Source organism: Methylobacterium sp. UNC300MFChir4.1 (genome assembly GCF_900110155.1).
GTDB lineage: Bacteria > Pseudomonadota > Alphaproteobacteria > Rhizobiales > Beijerinckiaceae > Methylobacterium.
Genome location: NZ_FOCS01000009.1, coordinates 112866 through 130982, shown reverse-complemented (window position 1 = coordinate 130982; position 18117 = coordinate 112866). Strand labels below are relative to the sequence as shown.

At 74.2% G+C, this 18117-nt stretch carries 17 protein-coding genes; 11 read left to right on the top strand and 6 right to left on the bottom strand.

The genetic code is table 11. From position 1 onward, the window contains the following. The first annotated feature begins 93 nt into the window (after positions 1 to 93). The 3 genes from BMY19_RS14390 (at position 94) to BMY19_RS31330 (ending at position 3396) form a co-directional block, all read left to right on the top strand. Entirely contained in the window at positions 94 to 1497 is a 1404-nt protein-coding gene (locus BMY19_RS14390; RefSeq protein ID WP_100252098.1) for a DUF2778 domain-containing protein, read from the top strand. 142 nt (positions 1498 to 1639) lie between these two features. Then, positions 1640 to 2689: an HpcH/HpaI aldolase/citrate lyase family protein gene (locus BMY19_RS14385; protein WP_020093283.1), complete on the top strand. Its 1050-nt coding sequence runs from the start codon at positions 1640 to 1642 to the stop codon at positions 2687 to 2689. A 119-nt stretch (positions 2690 to 2808) separates the two neighbouring features. Further along, positions 2809 to 3396, top strand: a complete 588-nt coding sequence (locus tag BMY19_RS31330; RefSeq protein WP_244534921.1) for an endonuclease domain-containing protein — start codon at positions 2809 to 2811, stop codon at positions 3394 to 3396. Here BMY19_RS31330 and BMY19_RS14370 read toward each other — a convergent pair whose 3' ends face one another. Beyond that, positions 3397 to 4380 (bottom strand): GlxA family transcriptional regulator, encoded by a 984-nt coding sequence (locus BMY19_RS14370; protein WP_100252097.1) that lies wholly within the window; start codon positions 4378 to 4380, stop codon positions 3397 to 3399. A gap of 53 nt (positions 4381 to 4433) precedes the next feature. On the opposite strand from BMY19_RS14370, the gene BMY19_RS14365 reads away from it, so the two are divergent. From BMY19_RS14365 to BMY19_RS14350, 4 genes are read left to right on the top strand one after another with little or no spacing between them, the layout of a single operon-like run. Further along, on the top strand, positions 4434 to 5156 hold the full coding sequence (locus tag BMY19_RS14365; RefSeq protein WP_091926330.1) for a DJ-1/PfpI family protein: 723 nt from the start codon (positions 4434 to 4436) through the stop codon (positions 5154 to 5156). A 10-nt stretch (positions 5157 to 5166) separates the two neighbouring features. Beyond that, entirely contained in the window at positions 5167 to 5544 is a 378-nt protein-coding gene (locus tag BMY19_RS14360; RefSeq protein ID WP_100252096.1) for a nuclear transport factor 2 family protein, read from the top strand. 47 nt (positions 5545 to 5591) lie between these two features. After that, entirely contained in the window at positions 5592 to 5930 is a 339-nt protein-coding gene (gene hspQ / locus BMY19_RS14355) for a heat shock protein HspQ (RefSeq protein ID WP_012318638.1), read from the top strand. Positions 5931 to 5942: 12 nt separating this feature from the next. Further along, positions 5943 to 7013, top strand: coding sequence for a DUF4424 domain-containing protein (locus tag BMY19_RS14350; protein WP_100252095.1), 1071 nt, complete (start codon positions 5943 to 5945; stop codon positions 7011 to 7013). Positions 7014 to 7102: 89 nt separating this feature from the next. Here the strand turns inward: BMY19_RS14350 and BMY19_RS14345 are convergent, their stop codons facing one another. Continuing rightward, positions 7103 to 7882 (bottom strand): invasion associated locus B family protein, encoded by a 780-nt coding sequence (locus BMY19_RS14345; protein ID WP_020093277.1) that lies wholly within the window; start codon positions 7880 to 7882, stop codon positions 7103 to 7105. A 477-nt stretch (positions 7883 to 8359) separates the two neighbouring features. On the opposite strand from BMY19_RS14345, the gene BMY19_RS31635 reads away from it, so the two are divergent. Next, positions 8360 to 9703 (top strand): AMP-binding protein, encoded by a 1344-nt coding sequence (locus BMY19_RS31635; RefSeq protein ID WP_280141629.1) that lies wholly within the window; start codon positions 8360 to 8362, stop codon positions 9701 to 9703. 161 nt (positions 9704 to 9864) lie between these two features. Next, the gene (locus tag BMY19_RS14335) at positions 9865 to 10209 is read left to right on the top strand and encodes a hypothetical protein (protein ID WP_020093275.1); all 345 of its coding nucleotides are present in this window, start codon (positions 9865 to 9867) and stop codon (positions 10207 to 10209) included. A 167-nt stretch (positions 10210 to 10376) separates the two neighbouring features. Here the strand turns inward: BMY19_RS14335 and BMY19_RS14330 are convergent, their stop codons facing one another. After that, positions 10377 to 11591: a UbiH/UbiF family hydroxylase gene (locus tag BMY19_RS14330; protein WP_020093274.1), complete on the bottom strand. Its 1215-nt coding sequence runs from the start codon at positions 11589 to 11591 to the stop codon at positions 10377 to 10379. A gap of 286 nt (positions 11592 to 11877) precedes the next feature. Next, a complete protein-coding gene (locus tag BMY19_RS14325) occupies positions 11878 to 12762 on the bottom strand; it encodes an alpha/beta fold hydrolase (RefSeq protein WP_091677531.1) in 885 nt (294 codons plus the stop codon). A 98-nt stretch (positions 12763 to 12860) separates the two neighbouring features. On the opposite strand from BMY19_RS14325, the gene recG reads away from it, so the two are divergent. Continuing rightward, positions 12861 to 15080 (top strand): ATP-dependent DNA helicase RecG, encoded by a 2220-nt coding sequence (recG, locus tag BMY19_RS14320; RefSeq protein ID WP_244534920.1) that lies wholly within the window; start codon positions 12861 to 12863, stop codon positions 15078 to 15080. A gap of 297 nt (positions 15081 to 15377) precedes the next feature. Beyond that, positions 15378 to 15701 carry a hypothetical protein gene (locus BMY19_RS14315; protein WP_012318646.1) on the top strand — a complete coding sequence of 108 codons (324 nt, stop codon included), beginning with the start codon at positions 15378 to 15380 and terminating at the stop codon, positions 15699 to 15701. A 338-nt stretch (positions 15702 to 16039) separates the two neighbouring features. Here the strand turns inward: BMY19_RS14315 and BMY19_RS14310 are convergent, their stop codons facing one another. Next, entirely contained in the window at positions 16040 to 16834 is a 795-nt protein-coding gene (locus BMY19_RS14310; RefSeq protein WP_042672775.1) for a DUF502 domain-containing protein, read from the bottom strand. Positions 16835 to 16943: 109 nt separating this feature from the next. Beyond that, entirely contained in the window at positions 16944 to 17879 is a 936-nt protein-coding gene (locus tag BMY19_RS14305) for a sugar kinase (protein ID WP_042672778.1), read from the bottom strand. Positions 17880 to 18117 lie beyond the last annotated feature (238 nt).

Here is an 18117-nt window from a genome sequence, read left to right as displayed (position 1 = left end):
CCCAGACGGGTGACCCGGGCCACGTGCGCGAGAACGGCTCTCGCGGACGAACGGCGGCGGCTGCCCAGGGGAAGCGCGTACGCGAGTTCCCGAATGGCCCAGGCTGCGTTGTCCCTCGCCGCGTTCCAGACCGCGTATCCGAGCGCGGAACCCCGGCGACCGGCGCCCCCGCGCCCCAGCTACGTCGAGACCGCCTACGACCCGGTCGTCCGCACCCGGGCGCCCTACCCGAGCGCCATGCGGCGCGCCCGTCGCCGCGCCCGGCTGACGACGCTCATCGCTCTCACCGGCGTGAGCCTCGCCGGCTGGGCCGTGTTCAGCCACCCGCAGGGGCCGGCCCGCCCCGAGGCGGAGTCCGTCGCGGCGGCCGGGCCGGCCGCCGTCCCGGTCCCGCAGGCCGCGGCGGCGCCGCGGCCGAGCCTCGCCTGGATGCTCGACCGGAGCCCGGCGCTGGGCGCCGGCACCGCCACGGCCTTCGGGGGCGAAACCCCGCCGGTCGCCGGCTTCCAGGTCGCCGCCGCCGCCCCGTCCCCGGCGGTCCGGGAGATCGCCCGGCAGGTCGCGCAGGCGGAGCGGGCGCGGGCCGCCCAGGTCCGGATGGCCCAGGCCAAAGCTGCAGAGAAAGTCGCCGAGAGAGTCGCGGACAGGACCGGCGAGAGGACCGGCGAGAAGGGGACGGGGGCGCCGGTCCGGATGGCCGCGGCCGAGCCCACGCCCGCCGCCCTCGCACCCGCCCCTGTTCCCGCCCTCGTGCCGCTGCCGGTGGCCCGCCCGCCCGAGCTGCGGCGCGCACCGGCGCCGCCCGCGCGGGTGGCGAGCCGCGCCCTGCCCCGGACCCGCGACGTGTTCCGCGCCGCGATGGCCGAGGAGCCGTCCTTCTTCGAGAAGCTGTTCGGCGTCGGCGCCGCGGCGCCGTCTCAGGACAGCCGCCAGGACAGCCGCCAGGACAGCCGCCAGGACAGCCGCCAGGAGCCCCGTCAGGCACTGGCCTATGCCAGCCCGGACGCCCTGCCGCAGGAGGCGCCGCGCACCCGGATCAGCCCGGAGCCCGATTCGGTGGCCGGAACGGCCGTCTACGACATCACCGCCCGCACGGTGACGCTGCCCTCCGGCGAGGTGCTGGAGGCCCATTCCGGCCTCGGCGAGCACATGGACAACCCGCGCTACGTCCACCTGCGCATGCGCGGTTCGACCCCGCCCGGCACCTACACGCTGACCGAGCGCGAGCGCCTGTTCCACGGGGTCCGGGCGATCCGGCTCAACCCGGTGGGCGGCAGCGCCGCGATCCACGGCCGCGACGGCCTGCTGGCCCACACCTACATGCTGCGGCAGCCCGGCGCCTCGAACGGCTGCGTCTCGTTCCGCGACTACAACCGCTTCCTGCAGGCCTTCCTGCGGGGCGAGGTCCGGCGCCTCGTGGTGGTGGCCGGCAGCGGCGACGGCGGCGGCATCCTCAACCGGATCGGCCTCGCCGGGCGCCGGGGCGGCCGGGGCTGAGGCTCCGCGGGCCCTGCGGCGCGCCGGGCCGGAAGCCCGAGCGTCACGAAAGTCCGAGATCACTTCCGCGCGGCGCGGCTTTACGTGCCCGCCCAAGCTGCCTTAACGGGGCTCAGACGCCAGCCCTGACAAGAGGCACCCGATGAAACTGCCCCGCCGCTTCTTCCAGCCCCTCGCCACCGGCGCGCCGGCCCCGTTCCGCGAACTGCCGGTGCGGCTGGAGCGGATGATCCACTTCGTGCCGCCCCACAACGACAAGGTCCGGGCCCGCGTGCCGGAGCTCGCCGGGACCGTCGACGTGGTGCTGGGCAACCTCGAGGACGCGGTCCCGGCCGACCAGAAGGAGGCGGCCCGCAAGGGCTTCGTCGCCATGGCCCAGGCCACCGATTTCGCCGCCACCGGCACCGGCCTCTGGACCCGGATCAACGCCCTCAACTCGCCCTGGATCTTGGACGACCTGTTCACGATTGTGGCCGAGGTCGGCGACAAGCTCGACGTCGTGATGGTGCCCAAGGTCGAGGGACCGTGGGACATCCACTACATCGACCAGCTGCTCGCCCAGCTCGAGGCGCGCCACGGGGTGACGAAGCCGATCCTGGTCCACGCGATCCTGGAGACCGCCGAGGGCGTCGCCAACGTCGACGCGATCGCGTCGGCCTCGCCGCGGATGCACGGCATGAGCCTCGGGCCGGCGGACCTCGCGGCGTCGCGCGGCATGAAGACCACCCGGGTCGGTGGCGGCCACCCGGATTACCGGGTGCTCAGCGATCCCTCCGGCGATGCCCCCCGCGCCACCGCCCAGCAGGATCTCTGGCACTACACCATCGCCAGGATGGTCGACGCCTGCATGGCCAACGGCATCAAGGCCTTCTACGGCCCGTTCGGCGACTTCTCTGACGGCGACGCCTGCGAGGCGCAGTTCCGCAATGCCTTCCTGATGGGCTGCGCCGGCGCCTGGACACTGCACCCGAGCCAGGTGGCGATCGCCAAGCGGGTCTTCGCGCCGGACCCGGCCGAGGTCGCCTTCGCGGCCCGGATCGTCGAGGCCATGCCGGACGGCACCGGCGCCGTGATGCTCGACGGCAAGATGCAGGACGACGCCACCTGGAAGCAGGCCAAGGTCATCGTGGACTTGGCGAAGCTCGTGGCCGCCAAGGACCCGGATCTGGCGGCGGTCTACAAGCTGGGGTGAGGGTTACCGAGCCCGCGATACGCCTTTCCCGTGCGGACTACTCGATTGGCGCATCGTGTGCGGCACAGCAGCGGCAGGATGAAGCGCGGGTCCCCTCTCCCGTGCGGGAGAGGGACAGGGTGAGGGATCAAGTCTGTCCGAAGAAGGCGTGTGCCTACACGCGCGTCGACGGCGTGCCCTATCCTGGACTTTCTCGACCCTCACCCCAACCCTCTCCCGCACGGGAGAGGGGGCGCGTCGCGCTTTGCCGCCAGCGTCGACGTCCGATCCGAGAGGTTCGTCGAGACAGGCCCACGCAAGCGGAACGGCCAAATCATTCGCTGAATGAGCGGCCGAACTGCCGGAGCCGGGCGGTGAATAAGTCAATCCCGCAGGCCCGCAACCTGCGCCGCACTCAAACCTCGGCCGAAGCCAAGCTCTGGCGCGTCCTGCGAAACCGCGCCCTGAACGGCTGGAAGTTTCGCCGACAGCACCCGATCGACCGATTCATCATCGACTTCGCCTGCATCGAGGCCGGACTCATCGTCGAGGTGGACGGGGCGACGCATTCGACGGACGCCGAGATCGCTCGGGATGCCGCGCGGACCGAAATCCTTGAGTCGCTCGGCTTCGCCCTCCTCCGCATCCCGAATGCGGACATCCACAAACATCTTGAAGGCGTGCGCGAGACCATCCTGGCGGCTCTTGAACGCCGCGAGACCGTGTGATCACCCGCCGAACCGCGCCCGGTACTCCTGCGGTGTCGCCGCGACGTGCCGCAGGAAGCTGCGCCGCATCGTCTCCTCGGAGCCGAAGCCGCAGGTCCGGGCGACGCGCTTGACCGGCTGCGCCGTCTCGGCCAGCGCGCGCCGCGCCGCCTCCACCCGCAGGCGCTCCACGGCCCTGGCCGGGGTCAGACCGGTCGCCGCATGATAGTGCCGGCTCAGGCTGCGCGCGCTCATCCCGGCCGCCGCGGCGAGCGCCGGCAGCGACAGGTCGCCGGACAGGTTGTCGGCGATGTAGGCGTGGAGCCGCCCGAACCGCTCCTCGCCCGCCTGCAGCGCCAGCGCCGCGCTGAACTGCGCCTGCCCGCCGGGGCGCTTGAGGAACATCACGAGGTGGCGCGCCACCGTCAGCGCGGTCGCGCGGCCGAGATCCTCCTCGACCAGCGCCAGGGCCAGGTCGATGCCCGCCGTCACCCCCGCCGAGGACCAGACCGGGCCGTCGCGCACGAAGATCGGGTCGGGCTCGATCCGGGCGCGCCGGTAGCGGGCGGCGAGCGCCCCGCAATGCTTCCAGTGGGTCACGGCCCGCCGCCCGTCGAGGAGCCCCGCCGCCCCGAGCAGGAACGCGCCGGTGCAGACCGAAGCGACCCGGCGGGCCCGGCCCGCCCGGGCCCGCACCCAAGCCACCAGGGCGGCGTCATCGCAGGCCGCGACGACGCCGGGGCCGCCCGCGATCACCAGCGTGTCCACCGGCGCTTCGGGATCCGGCAACGGGTCGGCCACCAGCCGCAGGCCCGCCGAGGCGGTGAGCCCCGGGTCGCCGGCCGCGATCACCCGCGGCGCGTAGGGCATCCCGGCGCCGCCGTGCTCGTTGGCGGTGGCGAAGACCTGGAGCGGCCCCGCCACGTCGAGGAGCTGCACCGACGGGAAGGCCAGCACCTCGACCGGGCGCGGCGGATCTGGCGAGAAACGAGGGCTCTTTGGCATTTCGGCCAGATCCTGACGCGATAGGATCACCCTGTCCACTACGGAGGCCCGGCATGATCCCGCCCGACACCCACCTGCAGATCGGCTCGCTCCTGTTCGAGGGGCTGGACCAGATCGACCTCACCGGCCCGTTCGAGGTCCTGTCCCGGGTGCCCAACAGCACCTACCGGGTTTACGCGCCGGGCCCGGAGCCCGTCCGCGACGTCCGCGGCCTCCGGATGCTGCCGGATGCCACGCTCGCGGAGGCCCCGCGGCTCGACGTGCTGCACGTCCCGGGCGGCACAGGCCAGGAGGCCCTGATGCGGGACCCGGCCGTGCTCGGCTGGATCCGCGACCAGGCGGCCGGGGCCGGCCACGTCCTCTCGGTCTGCACCGGCGCCCTGATCCTCGGCGCGGCCGGCCTGCTGATCGGGCGGCGGGCCACGACCTACTGGAACGCCGTGCACCTGCTGCCGTTCTTCGGCGCCGAGCCGGTGGACGCGCGCGTGGTGATCGACCGCGACGCGGACGGGCGCACCTGGGTGTTCGCGGCCGGCGTCACCGCGGGCATCGACGGGGCGCTGCAGCTCGCCGCCGCGCTGCGCGGCGAGGAGGCCGCCCGGACCATCCAGCTCGGCATCCAGTACGCCCCCGAGCCCCCCTTCGACAGCGGCACGCCCCACACGGCCTCCCCGGACACCGTGGCGCGGGTGCGGGCGGCGGCGGCCGACATCACGGCCCGGCGCGAGGCCACCGCCCGGGCGATCGCGACCGAGCTCGGCATCCGGATCCCGTAGGAGACCTCCGATGGACCTGACCCGCGTTCGCGCCTTCGCGGCCGTCCTGGCGGCGAAGGACCGGGACGCCGTGCTGGCGCAGATGGCCGAGGGGGGCGTGCTCAACACCCCGCTCGCCGCCGAGCCCGTGCGCGGGACGGCGGCGATCCGGCCGGTGGTCGACGCCTTCGAGAGCCGCGCGATCCTGGAAGGCCCCGTGCACGCCGCCGCCTTCCTCGGCGCGGCGGCCGGCCCGCACCGGCTCGACGGGATGGATGAGTGGCGCCTCGACGCGGCCGGGCGCATCGCCGAGATGACCGTCCCGTGGCGGCCGCTGCCGGAGGCGATCGCCGTCCGGGACCGCTTGGCCCGCGCCGCGGAAACGCCGACTTCCGCGGCGACCGGGTGACACGATCCGTCATCGGACCTATCTGTCCGATCTGGACGGGTTGAACCATGTCGGACGTAACACTGAGAACCGCGAAATTCGCGATCGGCGCCGTGGTGCGCCACCGGATCTACCCGTTCCGGGGCGTCGTGTTCGACGTCGACCCGGTGTTCGACAACACCGAGGAGTGGTGGCTGTCGATCCCCGAGGAGGTCCGGCCGCGCAAGGACCAGCCGTTCTACCACCTGCTCGCCGAGAACGCCGAGACCGAGTACGTGGCCTACGTGTCGGAACAGAACCTCCTGCCCGACACGTCGGGCGAGGCCCTGCGCCACGCCGGCATCGCCGAGATGTTCGAGCGCGACGCCGCCGGCGCGTACCGGATGCGCGACCGCGCCACGAACTGAGGCGCCCGGTCCGTGAAGGTCCTGGCAAGCGGCGGGCGCTCGTCTGCCGCGACGGCCCGTGCCGTCGGACGAGCCCGCCCGACAGTCGCCAAACCCCGCTTCGCCGCCGCGTTCCTGCGCGCTGGCCTGCTCACGGGCACGGCGCGCGCCAACGACAGCGCGGCCGAACTCGATGCCGGCGGCCTCGTCCTGCGGCGCGAGCCCGGGATCGCGCTGGTGAGCGAGGACCTGTCGATCGCCCGCGACCGGATCGACGTGTCCTACCTGTTCCGCAATCAGGTTCAGGAGGCGCGCACGGTCCGGATCGCCTTCCCGCTGCCGCCGATCGACGGGCGGGAACTCAGCTTCTCGGCCCTGGCGTTGCCCCGGCCCGACAGCCCGAACTTCGTCGGCTTCACCGTCACGGTGGACGGCAAGCCCCTCGAGCCCGAGCTGGAGGAGCGCGCCTTCGTGGGCGAGCGCGAGGTGACGGACCTGCTGCGCCGTCACGGCCTGCCGCTGAACCCGCTGCGCTTCGAGGCGATCAGCGCGGCGGCCAAGCGGATCGGCGCGCCCGAATGGGCCGCGCTGGTCAAGGCCGGGCTCTTCCCCGACGTCCCCGACACGCCGGACCGGATGACCGAGGGGCTGTGGCGCGGCGAGGCCAAGTTCCACTGGCTCCAGACCTTCCCGCCCGGGCAGGAGGTCCGCATCGCGCACAGCTACGCGCCGGTGACCGGTTTCCACCTGCTCGAGCCGAAGGCGGCGTCCCGCGCGGCCTACCGGGCGACCTACTGCCTGGACGAGGCGGGGCTCGCGGCGATCCGGCGCCTGCACGCGAAGGCGCCGGATCCCGGCGGCACCCTGCGGGCGACCGTGGTGCCCTACATCGTCACCACGGCGCGCAACTGGGCCGCGCCGATCGGGCGCTTCACCCTGACGGTCGACAAGGGCAGCCCGGAGGCGGTCGTCAGCTTCTGCCGCACGGACATCCGGAAGACCGGGCCGACCACGTTCCGCTGGGAGGCCCGGGACTACGTGCCCGACCAGGACCTGCGCGTGCTGATCGTCCAGCCGGCTTCGGCGGCCCCGGGGACGCGTTAGGTCCCGTCGCCGGGCGGCTCGAACGCGAAGGGCCGGACCTCGCGGCCCGGCCCCCGGTACGGACCCGCCGCGCGGCGGGTCGATGGCGCTTACTTGGCGGCCGGGGCCGGCGCCGGGGCCGCGCCGGCGGCCGGGGCGGCGCCCTGCTGCTGCTCGAGCTTCTTGCGCATATCCTCGGAGCGCTTCTCCAGCTCCGCCTGGAGCTTCTTCTGCTGTTCCTCGAGGACCTTCGGGTCGATGGCCGGGCCGTCGAAGGCCTTGCCGAAGCCGGCCAGCGGCACCGCGAAGGTGACCTCGCGCTGGGTCTGGTTCTGGACCGAGACGTTCAGGGTCGTGCCCTTCTTCATCGCGGCGATCACGCCGGCATCGACGCCGCCGGCCTCGGCGAAGCAGCCGTTCGGGAAGCAGACCGCGAAGCGGCCGGCGGTCGCCGCCTGGCCGTCGACGCTGAAGCGGATGCCCGGCTGCAGCAGCAGGCCGAGCGGCAGCAGGTAGCGCACCACGCGCACCTCCTGCTTCTGGGCGGCGTTCTTCATCTCGTAGACCGCCACGGCCAGCACCGGCTGGCCCTGGTCGGACACGAAGTCGCGGGTCGTGTAGCAGATGTCGGTGCCCGAACCCTGGTCCTTGCCGCAGACCTTGGTCCAGTCGGCCTGGCTCGGCTCGGACTTCACCGCGACGATCTGCGGGCCCGTCTGGGCGGCCGGGGTGTTGGCCGCGGGGGTGCCCGGGGCGGTCGGCGCCGGGGCGGCCGGCGCGGGCGCGGCGGGCTTCTTCGGCTGCGCCAGGGCCGGCGCGGCCGCGAGACCGAGGCCCGCGAGGCCGAGGAGGGCGGCGCGGGCGAGCGTCGCGGTGCGGGTGAAGGACATCGGCTCTGACCCCTTGGAAGAGACGTGGTGTGGCTGGCAGGATGCGGAGCCGGCCTGGCGGCAGGTCCGCCGGAGCGTCCGGCTGCCCGCCGCGTTGGCGCGCCGCCCGGAACTCCGGATGAATCGGTCCGGCCATCGGGCGGGACGGGCGCCGTCTGCGCGCATCCCTCTCCCCGGCGACCGGGCGGCCTGCCTTTCCCCTCGAATGAGGCGAAGGCATGACACCGCGGCCGGGGAAGCTGTCGGAACCGTCCCGACCGCGCCCAGCCCCCGATAGGCTCCCATCCGCCCGGCCGCAAGCGCGACGTTGCGCGGCCGCGAGGCACGAGCGCGTGATCGGGCCGCGCCGCCGGACGCCGCCGAAGGCCTTCCGGACGCCCTCCGGCAGCGATCGGCGGCGCGGCCGCTCTTAGCGGTCGGTTAACCCTGTCGGGCCGAGATGATAGGCGTTCTGCAGGATCGGCGGGGGCGGCGGGTTTGAGCGCGTTGGCGGTGGCGGAGTGGGCGGAAGACGCCGCACCGGACGCGTCCGCGCGATCCGAGGACGCGCCCGACGGCCTGTCCGGAGTCCTGTCCGGACGCCTGTCCGACGGTCTCGCGACCCGCCTGTTCGCCGCCGCCCTGGCTGGCCCGCAGCGCACCCTCCTGCGTGATTCGGGGGACCGGGTCGCGTGGTGCGGGCGCCCGTCCATCACCTGGACCTACGCGGCCGCCGCCGAGATCGTCGGTCGGCTCGCCCGCGGGATCGCCGCGTGGCGGCTCCCGGCCGGCAGCCGGATCGGGCTGTGGTATTCGGGCGGTGCCGAATCGGCCCTCGCCCACCTCGCCGTCGAGGCGGCCGGCCACCTGCCCTGCGCGATGCCCGCCCTCTGGGACGAGGCGGAGCTCTCCGCCGGGATCGAGACCGCGGGCCTCGTCGCTGTGCTGACGGAGGGCCGCCGCGGCGCGCGCCGGCCCGCCGAGGACCTCACCCGCGCGGCCATGCGCCATTTCGCCCTGCGCTACCTCGCGGCTTTCGGCCCGAGCGTGCCGGACGGCGTGATCAGCCTCGACGCGATGGCCCTGGAGCGGGGCGTGGTCGAGCCGGCGCCGGGCCGCGGCCTCGTCACCTTCGCGGGCGGCGATCCCGGCCGGCCGGTCTACCGCACCGCCGCGGCGCTGGCGGCGGCGGTCGCCGCCCATCTCGACGCGCTGCCCCTGACCGCGGACGAGCGGGTCCTGACGCTCCTGCCCGGCCACGACCTGCGCGGCCTCGTGACCGGCCTGGGCACCGCCCTGGCGGCCGGCGCCGGCCTGGAGACCGTTCTGCCCTTCGACGAGACCGGGTTCCGCGCCGCCCTGCTGCGGCCGGTTCCGACCCGGCTGGTGGTCCCGGCGCGGGTCGAATCGGCCCTCGCCGCCCTGCCGCTGCCCTGGACCGTCCGGGTCCTCGACGTGGTCCACCGCGCGCCCGCCCGGCTGACCCCGCGGGGCGCCGGGCCCGCGGGCCCGCAGCGCCTCGATTCGCTGGTCCTGGGTGAGGCGCTCGTGCTGACCCGCCCCGGCCCGGACGACCTCGCCGCGACCCTGGCCGAGCCCGGGCAGGCCTTCCTGCCCCGCGATCTCCTGGACCTCGCCGCCGGCGCCGACGGCGACCTCGCCTGCCGGGGGGCGGCCTGCGCGGCCTCCCCGCTCACCCGCGGCGCGATCCCGGCGACGGACCCCCTGGCGTGGCGGAGCACGGGCTTCCGCCCGCTCCGCGCGGACGGGCGCGTGGACGGGCGCGCGAACGGGGCGGTCGCGGCGATCGCCGCCACCGTCGCGACCGTCCCCTCCGCCTGAACGGCGGACGATCGCCGGTTCATCCGGCACTCAGGCGGCGCGGTTAATCTCGCATCTGCACACGAACCGACGGATCCGATCCGCCTCTTCGCGGGTTCTGCATCGGATTGTCGTGACGGCTATCTTTCCAAGCCGTCCGGGATGGAGTACCGCTCAAGCTTATGGGTGCGCTGCAACAAGTGCTCGTGGTCGACGACGGCGTCCGCGCCGTGGACCGGTCCCTCTCGGGCGAGCTGGCCAGCCTCGGATACGCGAGCGTGACCGCCTCGATGGAGGCGGCCGACGACGTCCTGACCGTGATCGCCCGTCCGGCGGCCGTGCTGCTCCAGGCGCCCACCCGCCGGAATCCCGCCTACGCCCGCCGCGCGGCCCGCCTCCGCGGCCAGCTGCGCGAGCGCGGCATCCCGGTGATCCTCATCGGTGATTCGGGCGAGGCCCGGGGCGGCGGCCCGGTCGATCTCGCGACCCGGCTCGGCGCCTACGTCGCCGCCCAGCCGGATCTCTGAGGCGCGCGCCGAGGTCGCGGCGTCCGGGCGCTCGCGCCGGGACTGAGGCCGCCTCCGGGAAACGCCGTCCGACCGCTCCCTGTCACTGCCGGTGCCGCACGAGGCGCGGGTCCCCTCTCCCGCGCGGGAAAGGGGGCGCCGCTGGCGCGAGACGATCGGGAACGGTCCTAGCGCGCCGCGCGCATCAGCTCCGGCGCGCCGATCCGGGGCAGCACGCCCTCCCGCATCACCAGGCGCCGCAGCGGTCCGAGCTGCGTCATCGCCAGCAGGCCGAGACCGCGCAGCGCGTCGACCGGCAGCAGGTCGGTGAGCAGGCTGCGGTTGAGGAGATCGACCGCGGCGGTGCGCGCGGCCGTGTCGACGCGGCGCGCCCGCGCGTAGCCGTCGAGCACGGCGCGGGAGCCGGGATCGCGGCGGTCGCGGACGGCGGCCAGCACCGCGTCGCGCAGGGTCGCGGCGTCGCGCAGGCCGAGATTGAGCCCCTGCGCGCCGATCGGCGGGAAGACGTGGGCCGCCTCCCCGATCAGCGCCAGCCGCGGGGCCACGGGGGTCGCCACCGCGAGGCCGCGCATCGGCACGAGGCCGCGGGGGCCGTCGACCCGCATGGCGCCGAGCATCGCCCGGGCCTGCCGCTCCACCGCCTGCCCCAGCGCCGCGTCGTCGAGGGCGGCGAGCCGCCGGGCCGCCCCCTCCCCGGTCACCCAGACGAGGCTGGACCGGTGGCCGCCGGGCAGCGGCACCAGGGTGAAGGGCCCCGACCGGGTGTGGAACTCGGTGGAGACGTCGCGGTGCGGGCGCGCGTGGGCCAGGATCGTGGTGATGGCGCTCTGCGGGTAGGTCCAGTCGCGCACGCGGACGCCGCTGGCGGCCCGCAGCGGCGAGCGGGCCCCGTCGGCTCCCACCACGAGCCGGGCCTCGACGGCACGCCCGTCCGCCAGCGCGACGCGGGCCGCCGCCTCGCCGGGCACGGCGCCGGCGGCGTCCGCCTCGACCAGGGTGAGGTTATCCTGCGCCCGGGCGCGGGCGCGCAGGCTCTCGACCAAGCGGGCGCTCTCGACGTTCCACCCGAAGGCGTCGAGGCCGATCTCGGCGGCGCGGAACCGCGCCGGCGGCGGCCGGAACAGGCTGCCGGTGTCGTCGACGATCTGCAGCGTGCAGAGCGGGCTCGCGTGCGGCGCCACCGCCTCCCAGGCGCCGAGCGCGTCCAGGAAGCGCACCGACCCGTCGAGGAGCGCGACGGTCCGTCCGTCCGCCACCGGGGCGTGGCGCCCGACCAGCGCCGTGGGGATCCCTTCGCGGGCGACCGCCAGCGCGGCGGCGAGCCCCGCGGCCCCGGCCCCGACCACGGCGACCTCGAAGACGGTGTTGGTGTCCTCCGGCATGGTGTCCTGCACGATCGACGCGTCCCACTCGGGACAGTGTGGCGTCGGGCTTCCCAAGGTTCCGGTTGATGCGCGGCCCCGTCATCGGGAGCGGAGCGAAGCGACCCGGGGCAGCGGGACGTCAGGAAGCGTGGTGCCACCCTGGGTCGCTTCGCTCCGCTCGCGATGACGGCGGTGTCGAAGTCATCAACCGGGGACGCTGTTCGCGAGCCCGGCACGTCTCGTATCTGCGCTTTTCAGCGGATCTGCCAAGACCGGCGACGCGGGGCCACGGCGCCGCAGCCCGTCAACCCAGGAACGCCGCGAGCTCCGAGAGAACCGCGTCCGGCCGCTCCTCCTGGAGGGTGTGGCCGCAATCCAGCGCCCGGCCCGAGACGTCGGTCGCCTTCTCGCGCCACGTCTCCAGCACGTCGTAGGTCCGGCCGACCACGCCCTTCGCGCCCCAGAGCGCCAGCAGCGGCGCGGTGATCCGGGCCTCGGCATCGGCCGCGTCGTGCTCCAGGTCGATCCCGGCGGCCGCCCGGTAATCCTCGCAGATCGCGTGGCGGCAGGCCGGGTCGGAATAGCAGCGCAGGTACTCGGCGAAGAGCTCCGGCGGGGTCGAGCCGGGGGTCTTCGACTGGCCCTCGACGTGGTGGCGCAGGAAGTATTCCGGGTCGGCCCCGATCAGCGTCTCCGGGAGGGGATAGGGCTGGATGAAGAAGAACCACCAGAAATAGCGTGTGGCGAAATCCTTGTCGGTGCGCGCGTACATGGTCGCGGTCGGCGCGATGTCGAACACGGCGATCCGCTCCACGGCCTGCGCATGATCCAGGGCGAGGCGGTGGGCGACGCGCCCGCCCCGATCGTGGCCGACCACCGCGAACCTTTCGTGGCCGAGCGCGCGCATCACCGCCACCGCGTCGGCCGCCATGGCGCGCTTGGAATAGGCGACGTGGCGCTCGCCGCCCGGAGGCTTGGCCGAATCGCCGTAGCCGCGCAGGTCCATCGCCACCACGGCGTGCCGCTCGGCGAGGCGCGGCGCGACGTGGAGCCACGTCGACAGGGTCTGCGGGTGGCCGTGCAGGAGCAGCACCGGCGGCCCGGACCCGGCCGAGCGGGCGTTGATCGTCACGCCGGGCGCGGTCTCGATCCGGTGCCGGTCGAAACCCGGCAGGAAGTCGCGGGCCATGGATTCGGTCTCCGGGGTCGGTCTGCATCCTGCTGCACTGGCGCGCCGGGATGCACCGGATGATAAGGCGCCTCCGGCACCATGTCCGCCGAACCGCCATGACAGATGCACGCGCGACTCAGGACCCGGCCTTGAAGGATTCCGACGCGGCCGAGGCGCCGGCGGCGGAGGCCGCCCCCGCGCCTGCCGTCGCCCCGCCCCTGCGGCCGAGCATCCTCGACCCGCTCTTCGCGCCGGCCCGCGCCCTGCCGGGGATCGGGCCGAAGATGGCACCGCTCATCGAGAAGCTGCTCGGCACCCCCGAGCGCGAGGCCCGGGTCGTGGACCTGCTGTTCCACCTGCCCCAGGGCGGCGTGGCGCGGAAGCTCATGGGCTCGATCAGCGAGGCCCCCACCGGCGAGCCGGTGACGATCGGCGTCACCGTGGTGGCGCACCGCCCGGCCCAGGCCGGGCCCGGCCGGCGCCCGCACCGGGTGCTGGTGGAGGATGCCTCCGGCGACATCTCCCTGGTCTTCTTCGGCATGCCCCGCGCCCGGGTGGAGAAGATGCTGCCGCTCGGGTCGCACCGCTACATCACCGGCCGGATCGACCTCTGGGACGGCACCCGCCAGATGGTCCACCCGTCGCGGATCGTGGACGAGGCGGGCCTCGCGGAACTCCCCGCCGTCGAGCCGGTCTACGGCGCCACCGAGGGGCTGACCTCCCGGGCGATCAACAAGCTCGCGGTCGCGGCCCTCGACCGGCTGCCGGTCCTGCCGGAATGGCAGGACCCGGCCTGGCTGGAGCGGAACCGCCTGCCCGCCTTCGCGGACGCGCTCCGCCTCGAGCACCGCCCCGAGGAGGCGCCCCCGAAGGCCGAGGACCCGCTCCAGCCGCCGCCCGCGACGCCGTCCCGGAAGCGGCTCGCCTACGACGAGCTCCTCGCCTCGCAGCTGGCGCTCGCCCTCTTGCGCGCCCGCCAGCGGCGCAAGGCCGGCCGGGTCAATGCCGGCGACGGCGCCCTGAGCGGGCGCCTCGAGGCCGCCCTCCCCTTCGCGCTGACCGGCGCGCAAAGCCGGGCGGTGGCGGAGATCCGCGCCGACCTCGCGGCGCCCCGGCGGATGCTGCGCCTGCTCCAGGGCGATGTCGGCTCGGGCAAGACCGCGGTGGCCCTGCTCGCCATGGCCTCGGCGGTCGAGGCCGGGCGTCAGGCCGCCCTGATGGCGCCCACCGAGATCCTGGCGCGGCAGCATTTCGAGCGGCTGAGACCGCTGGCCGGTCCCCTGCGCCTGCGCCTGATGACCGGCCGCGACCGGGCCGCGGAGCGGAAAAGCACGCTCGCCGACCTCGCCGCGGGCGAGATCGATATCCTCGTCGGCACCCACGCCCTGTTCCAGGAGGCGGTGACGTTCCGCGACCTCGGCCTCGCGGTGGTGGACGAGCAGCACCGGTTCGGCGTCCACCAGCGCCTCGCGCTCGGCGCCAAGGGCGAGGCGGTGGACTTCCTGGTCATGACCGCGACGCCGATCCCCCGCACCCTGGCGCTGACCTTCTTCGGCGACATGGACGTCTCGATCCTCGACGAGAAGCCCGCCGGCCGCCAGCCGATCCGGACGATCACCCTGCCGACCGAGCGGATCGACGAGGTCGTGGCCGGGCTGGCGCGCGCGATCGCCGGGGGCGAGCGGGTCTACTGGATCTGCCCCCTGGTGGAGGAATCGGAGTTCGTCGACCTCGCCGCCGCGGCCGAGCGCTTCGACGATCTGCGGAAGCACTTCGGCGACGCGGTCGGGCTGATCCACGGCAAGATGCCCGGCCCCGAGAAGGACGCCGCCATGGCGCGGTTCGCCGCCGGGGAGACCAAGCTCCTGGTCTCGACCACGGTGGTGGAGGTCGGGGTCGACGTGCCCGAGGCCACCATCATGGTGATCGAGCACGCGGAGCGCTTCGGGCTGGCGCAGCTGCACCAGCTCCGCGGCCGGGTCGGGCGCGGCTCGAAGGCCTCCTCGTGCCTGCTGCTCTACCGGGGGCCCCTCGGGCAGGTGTCCCGGGCCCGGCTGGAGATGATGCGCGCGAGCGAGGACGGCTTCCGCATCGCCGAGGCCGATCTGAAGCTGCGCGGCGAGGGCGAGGTGCTCGGAACCCGGCAATCCGGCATGGCCGCGTTCCGGCTGGCGCGGCTGGAGAGCGACGCCGCCCTGCTGGAGGCCGCCCGCGACGACGCGCGGATGATCGTGGAGCGCGATCCCGGCCTCAAGAGTCCGCGGGGACAGGCGCTGCGGGTGCTGCTCTACCTGTTCGAGCGGGAGGCCGCGATCCGGCTGATCGGGGCCGGATGAACGGTTTCCTGAACGGATTCGTTCAGGAAAGTCCGGCCTTCCTGAACGGCCGGATCCGGAATCGCCGCCGCGCGACCGGATCGGTACTCCGATGCGCCGATGTCACAGGCTCTCTGAAAAAGTGTTTCTTTTCAGAGCTTTGACGGGATCGCGCGGAAGCTTGGCGGCGCCGTACGGGCGGTCCGGGAGGCTCCGGACAGGCCTCGTGACCTTGCATCAGCCATATTCTTCCCTTAACTGGAGATGAACGAATGGCCCGGTAAGCCGGGACATCACGGACGAATCTGGAGGACGGACATGTCGAACGGACTGTTCCAAGGCCTGCCGGGCTCCCACGAGATGGCCGGTGCCCACGCCCTGCCGACCGAGCCCTGGCTCCTGCCGATCTCGGATCGCGCCGCCGAGGCGGCGGGCAAGACCGCGGACGAGCTGCAGGCCGCCGTGCGTCGGGCGTCCCGGCCCTTCTGGCTGGCCGCCAACGGGCTCTGCATCGCGCTGGGCCTCGCCCTCACCCTGCAATGCGCCTCCGGCTGGGGCCCGACGGCGCCCCGCAGCGCCGTGACGGTCGCGCAGGCGACGCCGCCGACCATCGCGCCGCAGACCGCCTCGCTGCAGCGCTGAGCCGATAGCAGTCTGATCATTTCAGGGCCGTCCCGCGCGCGCGGGGCGGCCTTTCTCGTGGACGATGGCCGCCAATCCCACGGTCTCCCGCAAGCCGAGGAGCGGTGAGCTCGGCGCGCAGGAGGCCTGGATCGCGCGCCGGCGCCTCGGGGACGGCCCCTTGAGCGGACCCGGAGGTCGTCCCCGCTTCGACGGTTCCGGTCGACGCTGCCGTCATCGCGAGCGCAGCGCAGCGACCCAGGGCAGCGGGACGTCCTGCACCGTGGCGCGAGACGGGGTGGCTCAGGCCGCCGAGACGGCGACGAAGCCGGCGACGAAGCCGGCGACCGGGCGCCGCATCACGCGTCCTGCGGCTCCCGGCGGGGCAGCGGTCCGCCGGCCTGCTGGGCCGTCCGCAAGGTGGCCGCCATGGCGTTGAGGCGGCCCTGCGGGTCCTCCGGCTGGATCACCCCGGCCGACATCACCAGCTTGGCGGCGTCGTCGACGCTGATGGCGAGCTCCACCACCTCCGCGCGCGGCAGGTAGAAGAAGAAGCCCGTGGTCGGGTTCGGCGCGCAGGGCAGGAAGACGCCGACGAGGTCGTCCGCCGGCGCCCCCCGGGCCCGCAGCGCCCCCTCGACCTCGTGGGCCGCCGGGGCGGACAGGAACACCACCGACCACGTGCCCTTCACGGGGAACTCCACGAGCCCCACCGTGCGGAACGAGGTGCCGTTGGCCGAGAACAGCGTCTCGAAGATCTGCCGCAGGCCCTTGTAGAGGCCGGAGATCACGGGGGTCCGCGCCAGCAGGACCTCGCCGAACTCGATCACCGAGCGTCCGACGAGGTTCGCCGTGAGGAAGCCCAGCAGGGTCACCGCCAGGAACGCGATCACGAGGCCGAGGCCCGGGATCGAGAACGGCAGGTAGTGGTCCGGCAGGTAGCTCGCCGGGACCAGCGGCTTCACGAACGAATCGATCAGCGCGATGAACCACCACGTGATGTAGGCCGTGATGGCGAGCGGGCCGGCGACGATGATGCCGGTGAGGAAATAGGTGCGCAGCCGGCCGCGCGCGCTGACCCGCGTCTTCGGGGTGCCGCCGCCCGCCGCGGCGTCGGGCTCGGGAACCTGGATCGGCGGGGGAATCGGCGCCACGGGTGCCCTCTCGGCCGCACCACGCGCGGCGATGACGCTGCGGGGCCGTCCCCCGCTGGCAGAGAGGTAGCTGTTGCGCTTGTCCGCCTCAAGGGCGGCCCCGACTCCCTCAGGCGTCCGCACCCGGCGGTCGGGCGGCGGGGACCGGCATCGCGTCCCGGGGAATCACGGCGCCGCGATGCCCGATCACCGCCCCGGCCAGGCGGTGCGCCTCGGCGGCGGCGGCTTCCGGTGCCAGCCCGGCGATGCGCGCCGCGAGGTAGCCCGCCGCGAAACTGTCGCCCGCCGCCGTCGTGTCGACGACCCGCGCGGCCCGCCCGGCCGGCACCGCGGTGTCGGCCCGGCCGTGCAGCACCCGGGCGACGGGGCCGGATCCGTCCGAGGTCTTGAGCACGATCTCGGCCCGGCCGCGGTGGCGCAGCACCTCGTCCTCGCCCGCAGCGCCGAACAGCCAGTCCAGATCCTCGGCCGAGGCGAAGATCACGTCGGCCAGGTCCAGGGCCGCGCGGAAGGCCGCCCAGGCCTCGTCCCGGTCGGGCCAGCCGCGGGGACGGTAATTGGTGTCGAAGGCGACCTGCCCGCCCCGCTCCCGCAGGCGCGACAGCGTCTCGAACAGGGCGGCGCGCCCGGTCTCGCCGTAGAGCGAGAGGCTGATGCCGGACAGGTAGACGAGGTCGTAGCGCTCCAGCTCCGCCTCCGTCTCGGCGGCGCCCGGCTCGGTGAAGAGGTCCCGGGCCGCGGCCCGGTCGCGCCAGTAGTGGAAGCTGCGCTCGCCGTCGGCATCCGTGCGGATGATGTAGAGGCCCGGCATCCGGCCCTGCAGGCGCCGGACCCGGTCGAGGCCGATGCCCTCGCGGCCCCAGGCCGCCGCCATCTCGTCGCTCCAGATGTCGTCGCCCAGCGCGGTCACGTAGTCCACCGCGACGCCGAGGCGCGCGAGGTAGAGCGCGGTGTTCAGCGTGTCGCCGCCGAAGCCCCGGACCAGATTCCCGTCCGGGCGTTCGGACAGTTCGACCATGCACTCGCCGATGCAGGCGACCCTCATGCGGTTCCTCCCGGTGCGCGACCCCGTGTCCCCGCATTGTACGGCCCGGCCTGTCAATCGCCACCGGTCCCGGTCCCGACCTCGCCGCGCCGGCCGCGCTCGCGTGGCCCCGTCGCGCGCCCGTCTGAGGAGCCTCGACGATCCAAGGATCAGCGCGCCAGTCGCTCGATTTCGTGAGATTTGCATATCGATAATTTGGCAAACGTATTGTAATATTCGCACCATGACCGATTATGAA

Bases quoted from the DNA above. Each gene is read 5' to 3' on its own strand.
- BMY19_RS14390 (WP_100252098.1), top strand. From the start codon at position 94: ATGGCCCAGGCTGCGTTGTCCCTCGCCGCGTTCCAGACCGCGTATCCG.
- BMY19_RS14385 (WP_020093283.1), top strand. From the start codon at position 1,640: ATGAAACTGCCCCGCCGCTTCTTCCAGCCCCTCGCCACCGGCGCGCCG.
- BMY19_RS14370 (WP_100252097.1), bottom strand. From the start codon at position 4,380: ATGCCAAAGAGCCCTCGTTTCTCGCCAGATCCGCCGCGCCCGGTCGAG.
- BMY19_RS14365 (WP_091926330.1), top strand. From the start codon at position 4,434: ATGATCCCGCCCGACACCCACCTGCAGATCGGCTCGCTCCTGTTCGAG.
- BMY19_RS14360 (WP_100252096.1), top strand. From the start codon at position 5,167: ATGGACCTGACCCGCGTTCGCGCCTTCGCGGCCGTCCTGGCGGCGAAG.
- hspQ (WP_012318638.1), top strand. From the start codon at position 5,592: ATGTCGGACGTAACACTGAGAACCGCGAAATTCGCGATCGGCGCCGTG.
- BMY19_RS14345 (WP_020093277.1), bottom strand. From the start codon at position 7,882: ATGTCCTTCACCCGCACCGCGACGCTCGCCCGCGCCGCCCTCCTCGGC.
- BMY19_RS14335 (WP_020093275.1), top strand. From the start codon at position 9,865: ATGGGTGCGCTGCAACAAGTGCTCGTGGTCGACGACGGCGTCCGCGCC.
- BMY19_RS14330 (WP_020093274.1), bottom strand. From the start codon at position 11,591: ATGCCGGAGGACACCAACACCGTCTTCGAGGTCGCCGTGGTCGGGGCC.
- BMY19_RS14325 (WP_091677531.1), bottom strand. From the start codon at position 12,762: ATGGCCCGCGACTTCCTGCCGGGTTTCGACCGGCACCGGATCGAGACC.
- recG (WP_244534920.1), top strand. From the start codon at position 12,861: ATGACAGATGCACGCGCGACTCAGGACCCGGCCTTGAAGGATTCCGAC.
- BMY19_RS14315 (WP_012318646.1), top strand. From the start codon at position 15,378: ATGTCGAACGGACTGTTCCAAGGCCTGCCGGGCTCCCACGAGATGGCC.
- BMY19_RS14305 (WP_042672778.1), bottom strand. From the start codon at position 17,879: ATGAGGGTCGCCTGCATCGGCGAGTGCATGGTCGAACTGTCCGAACGC.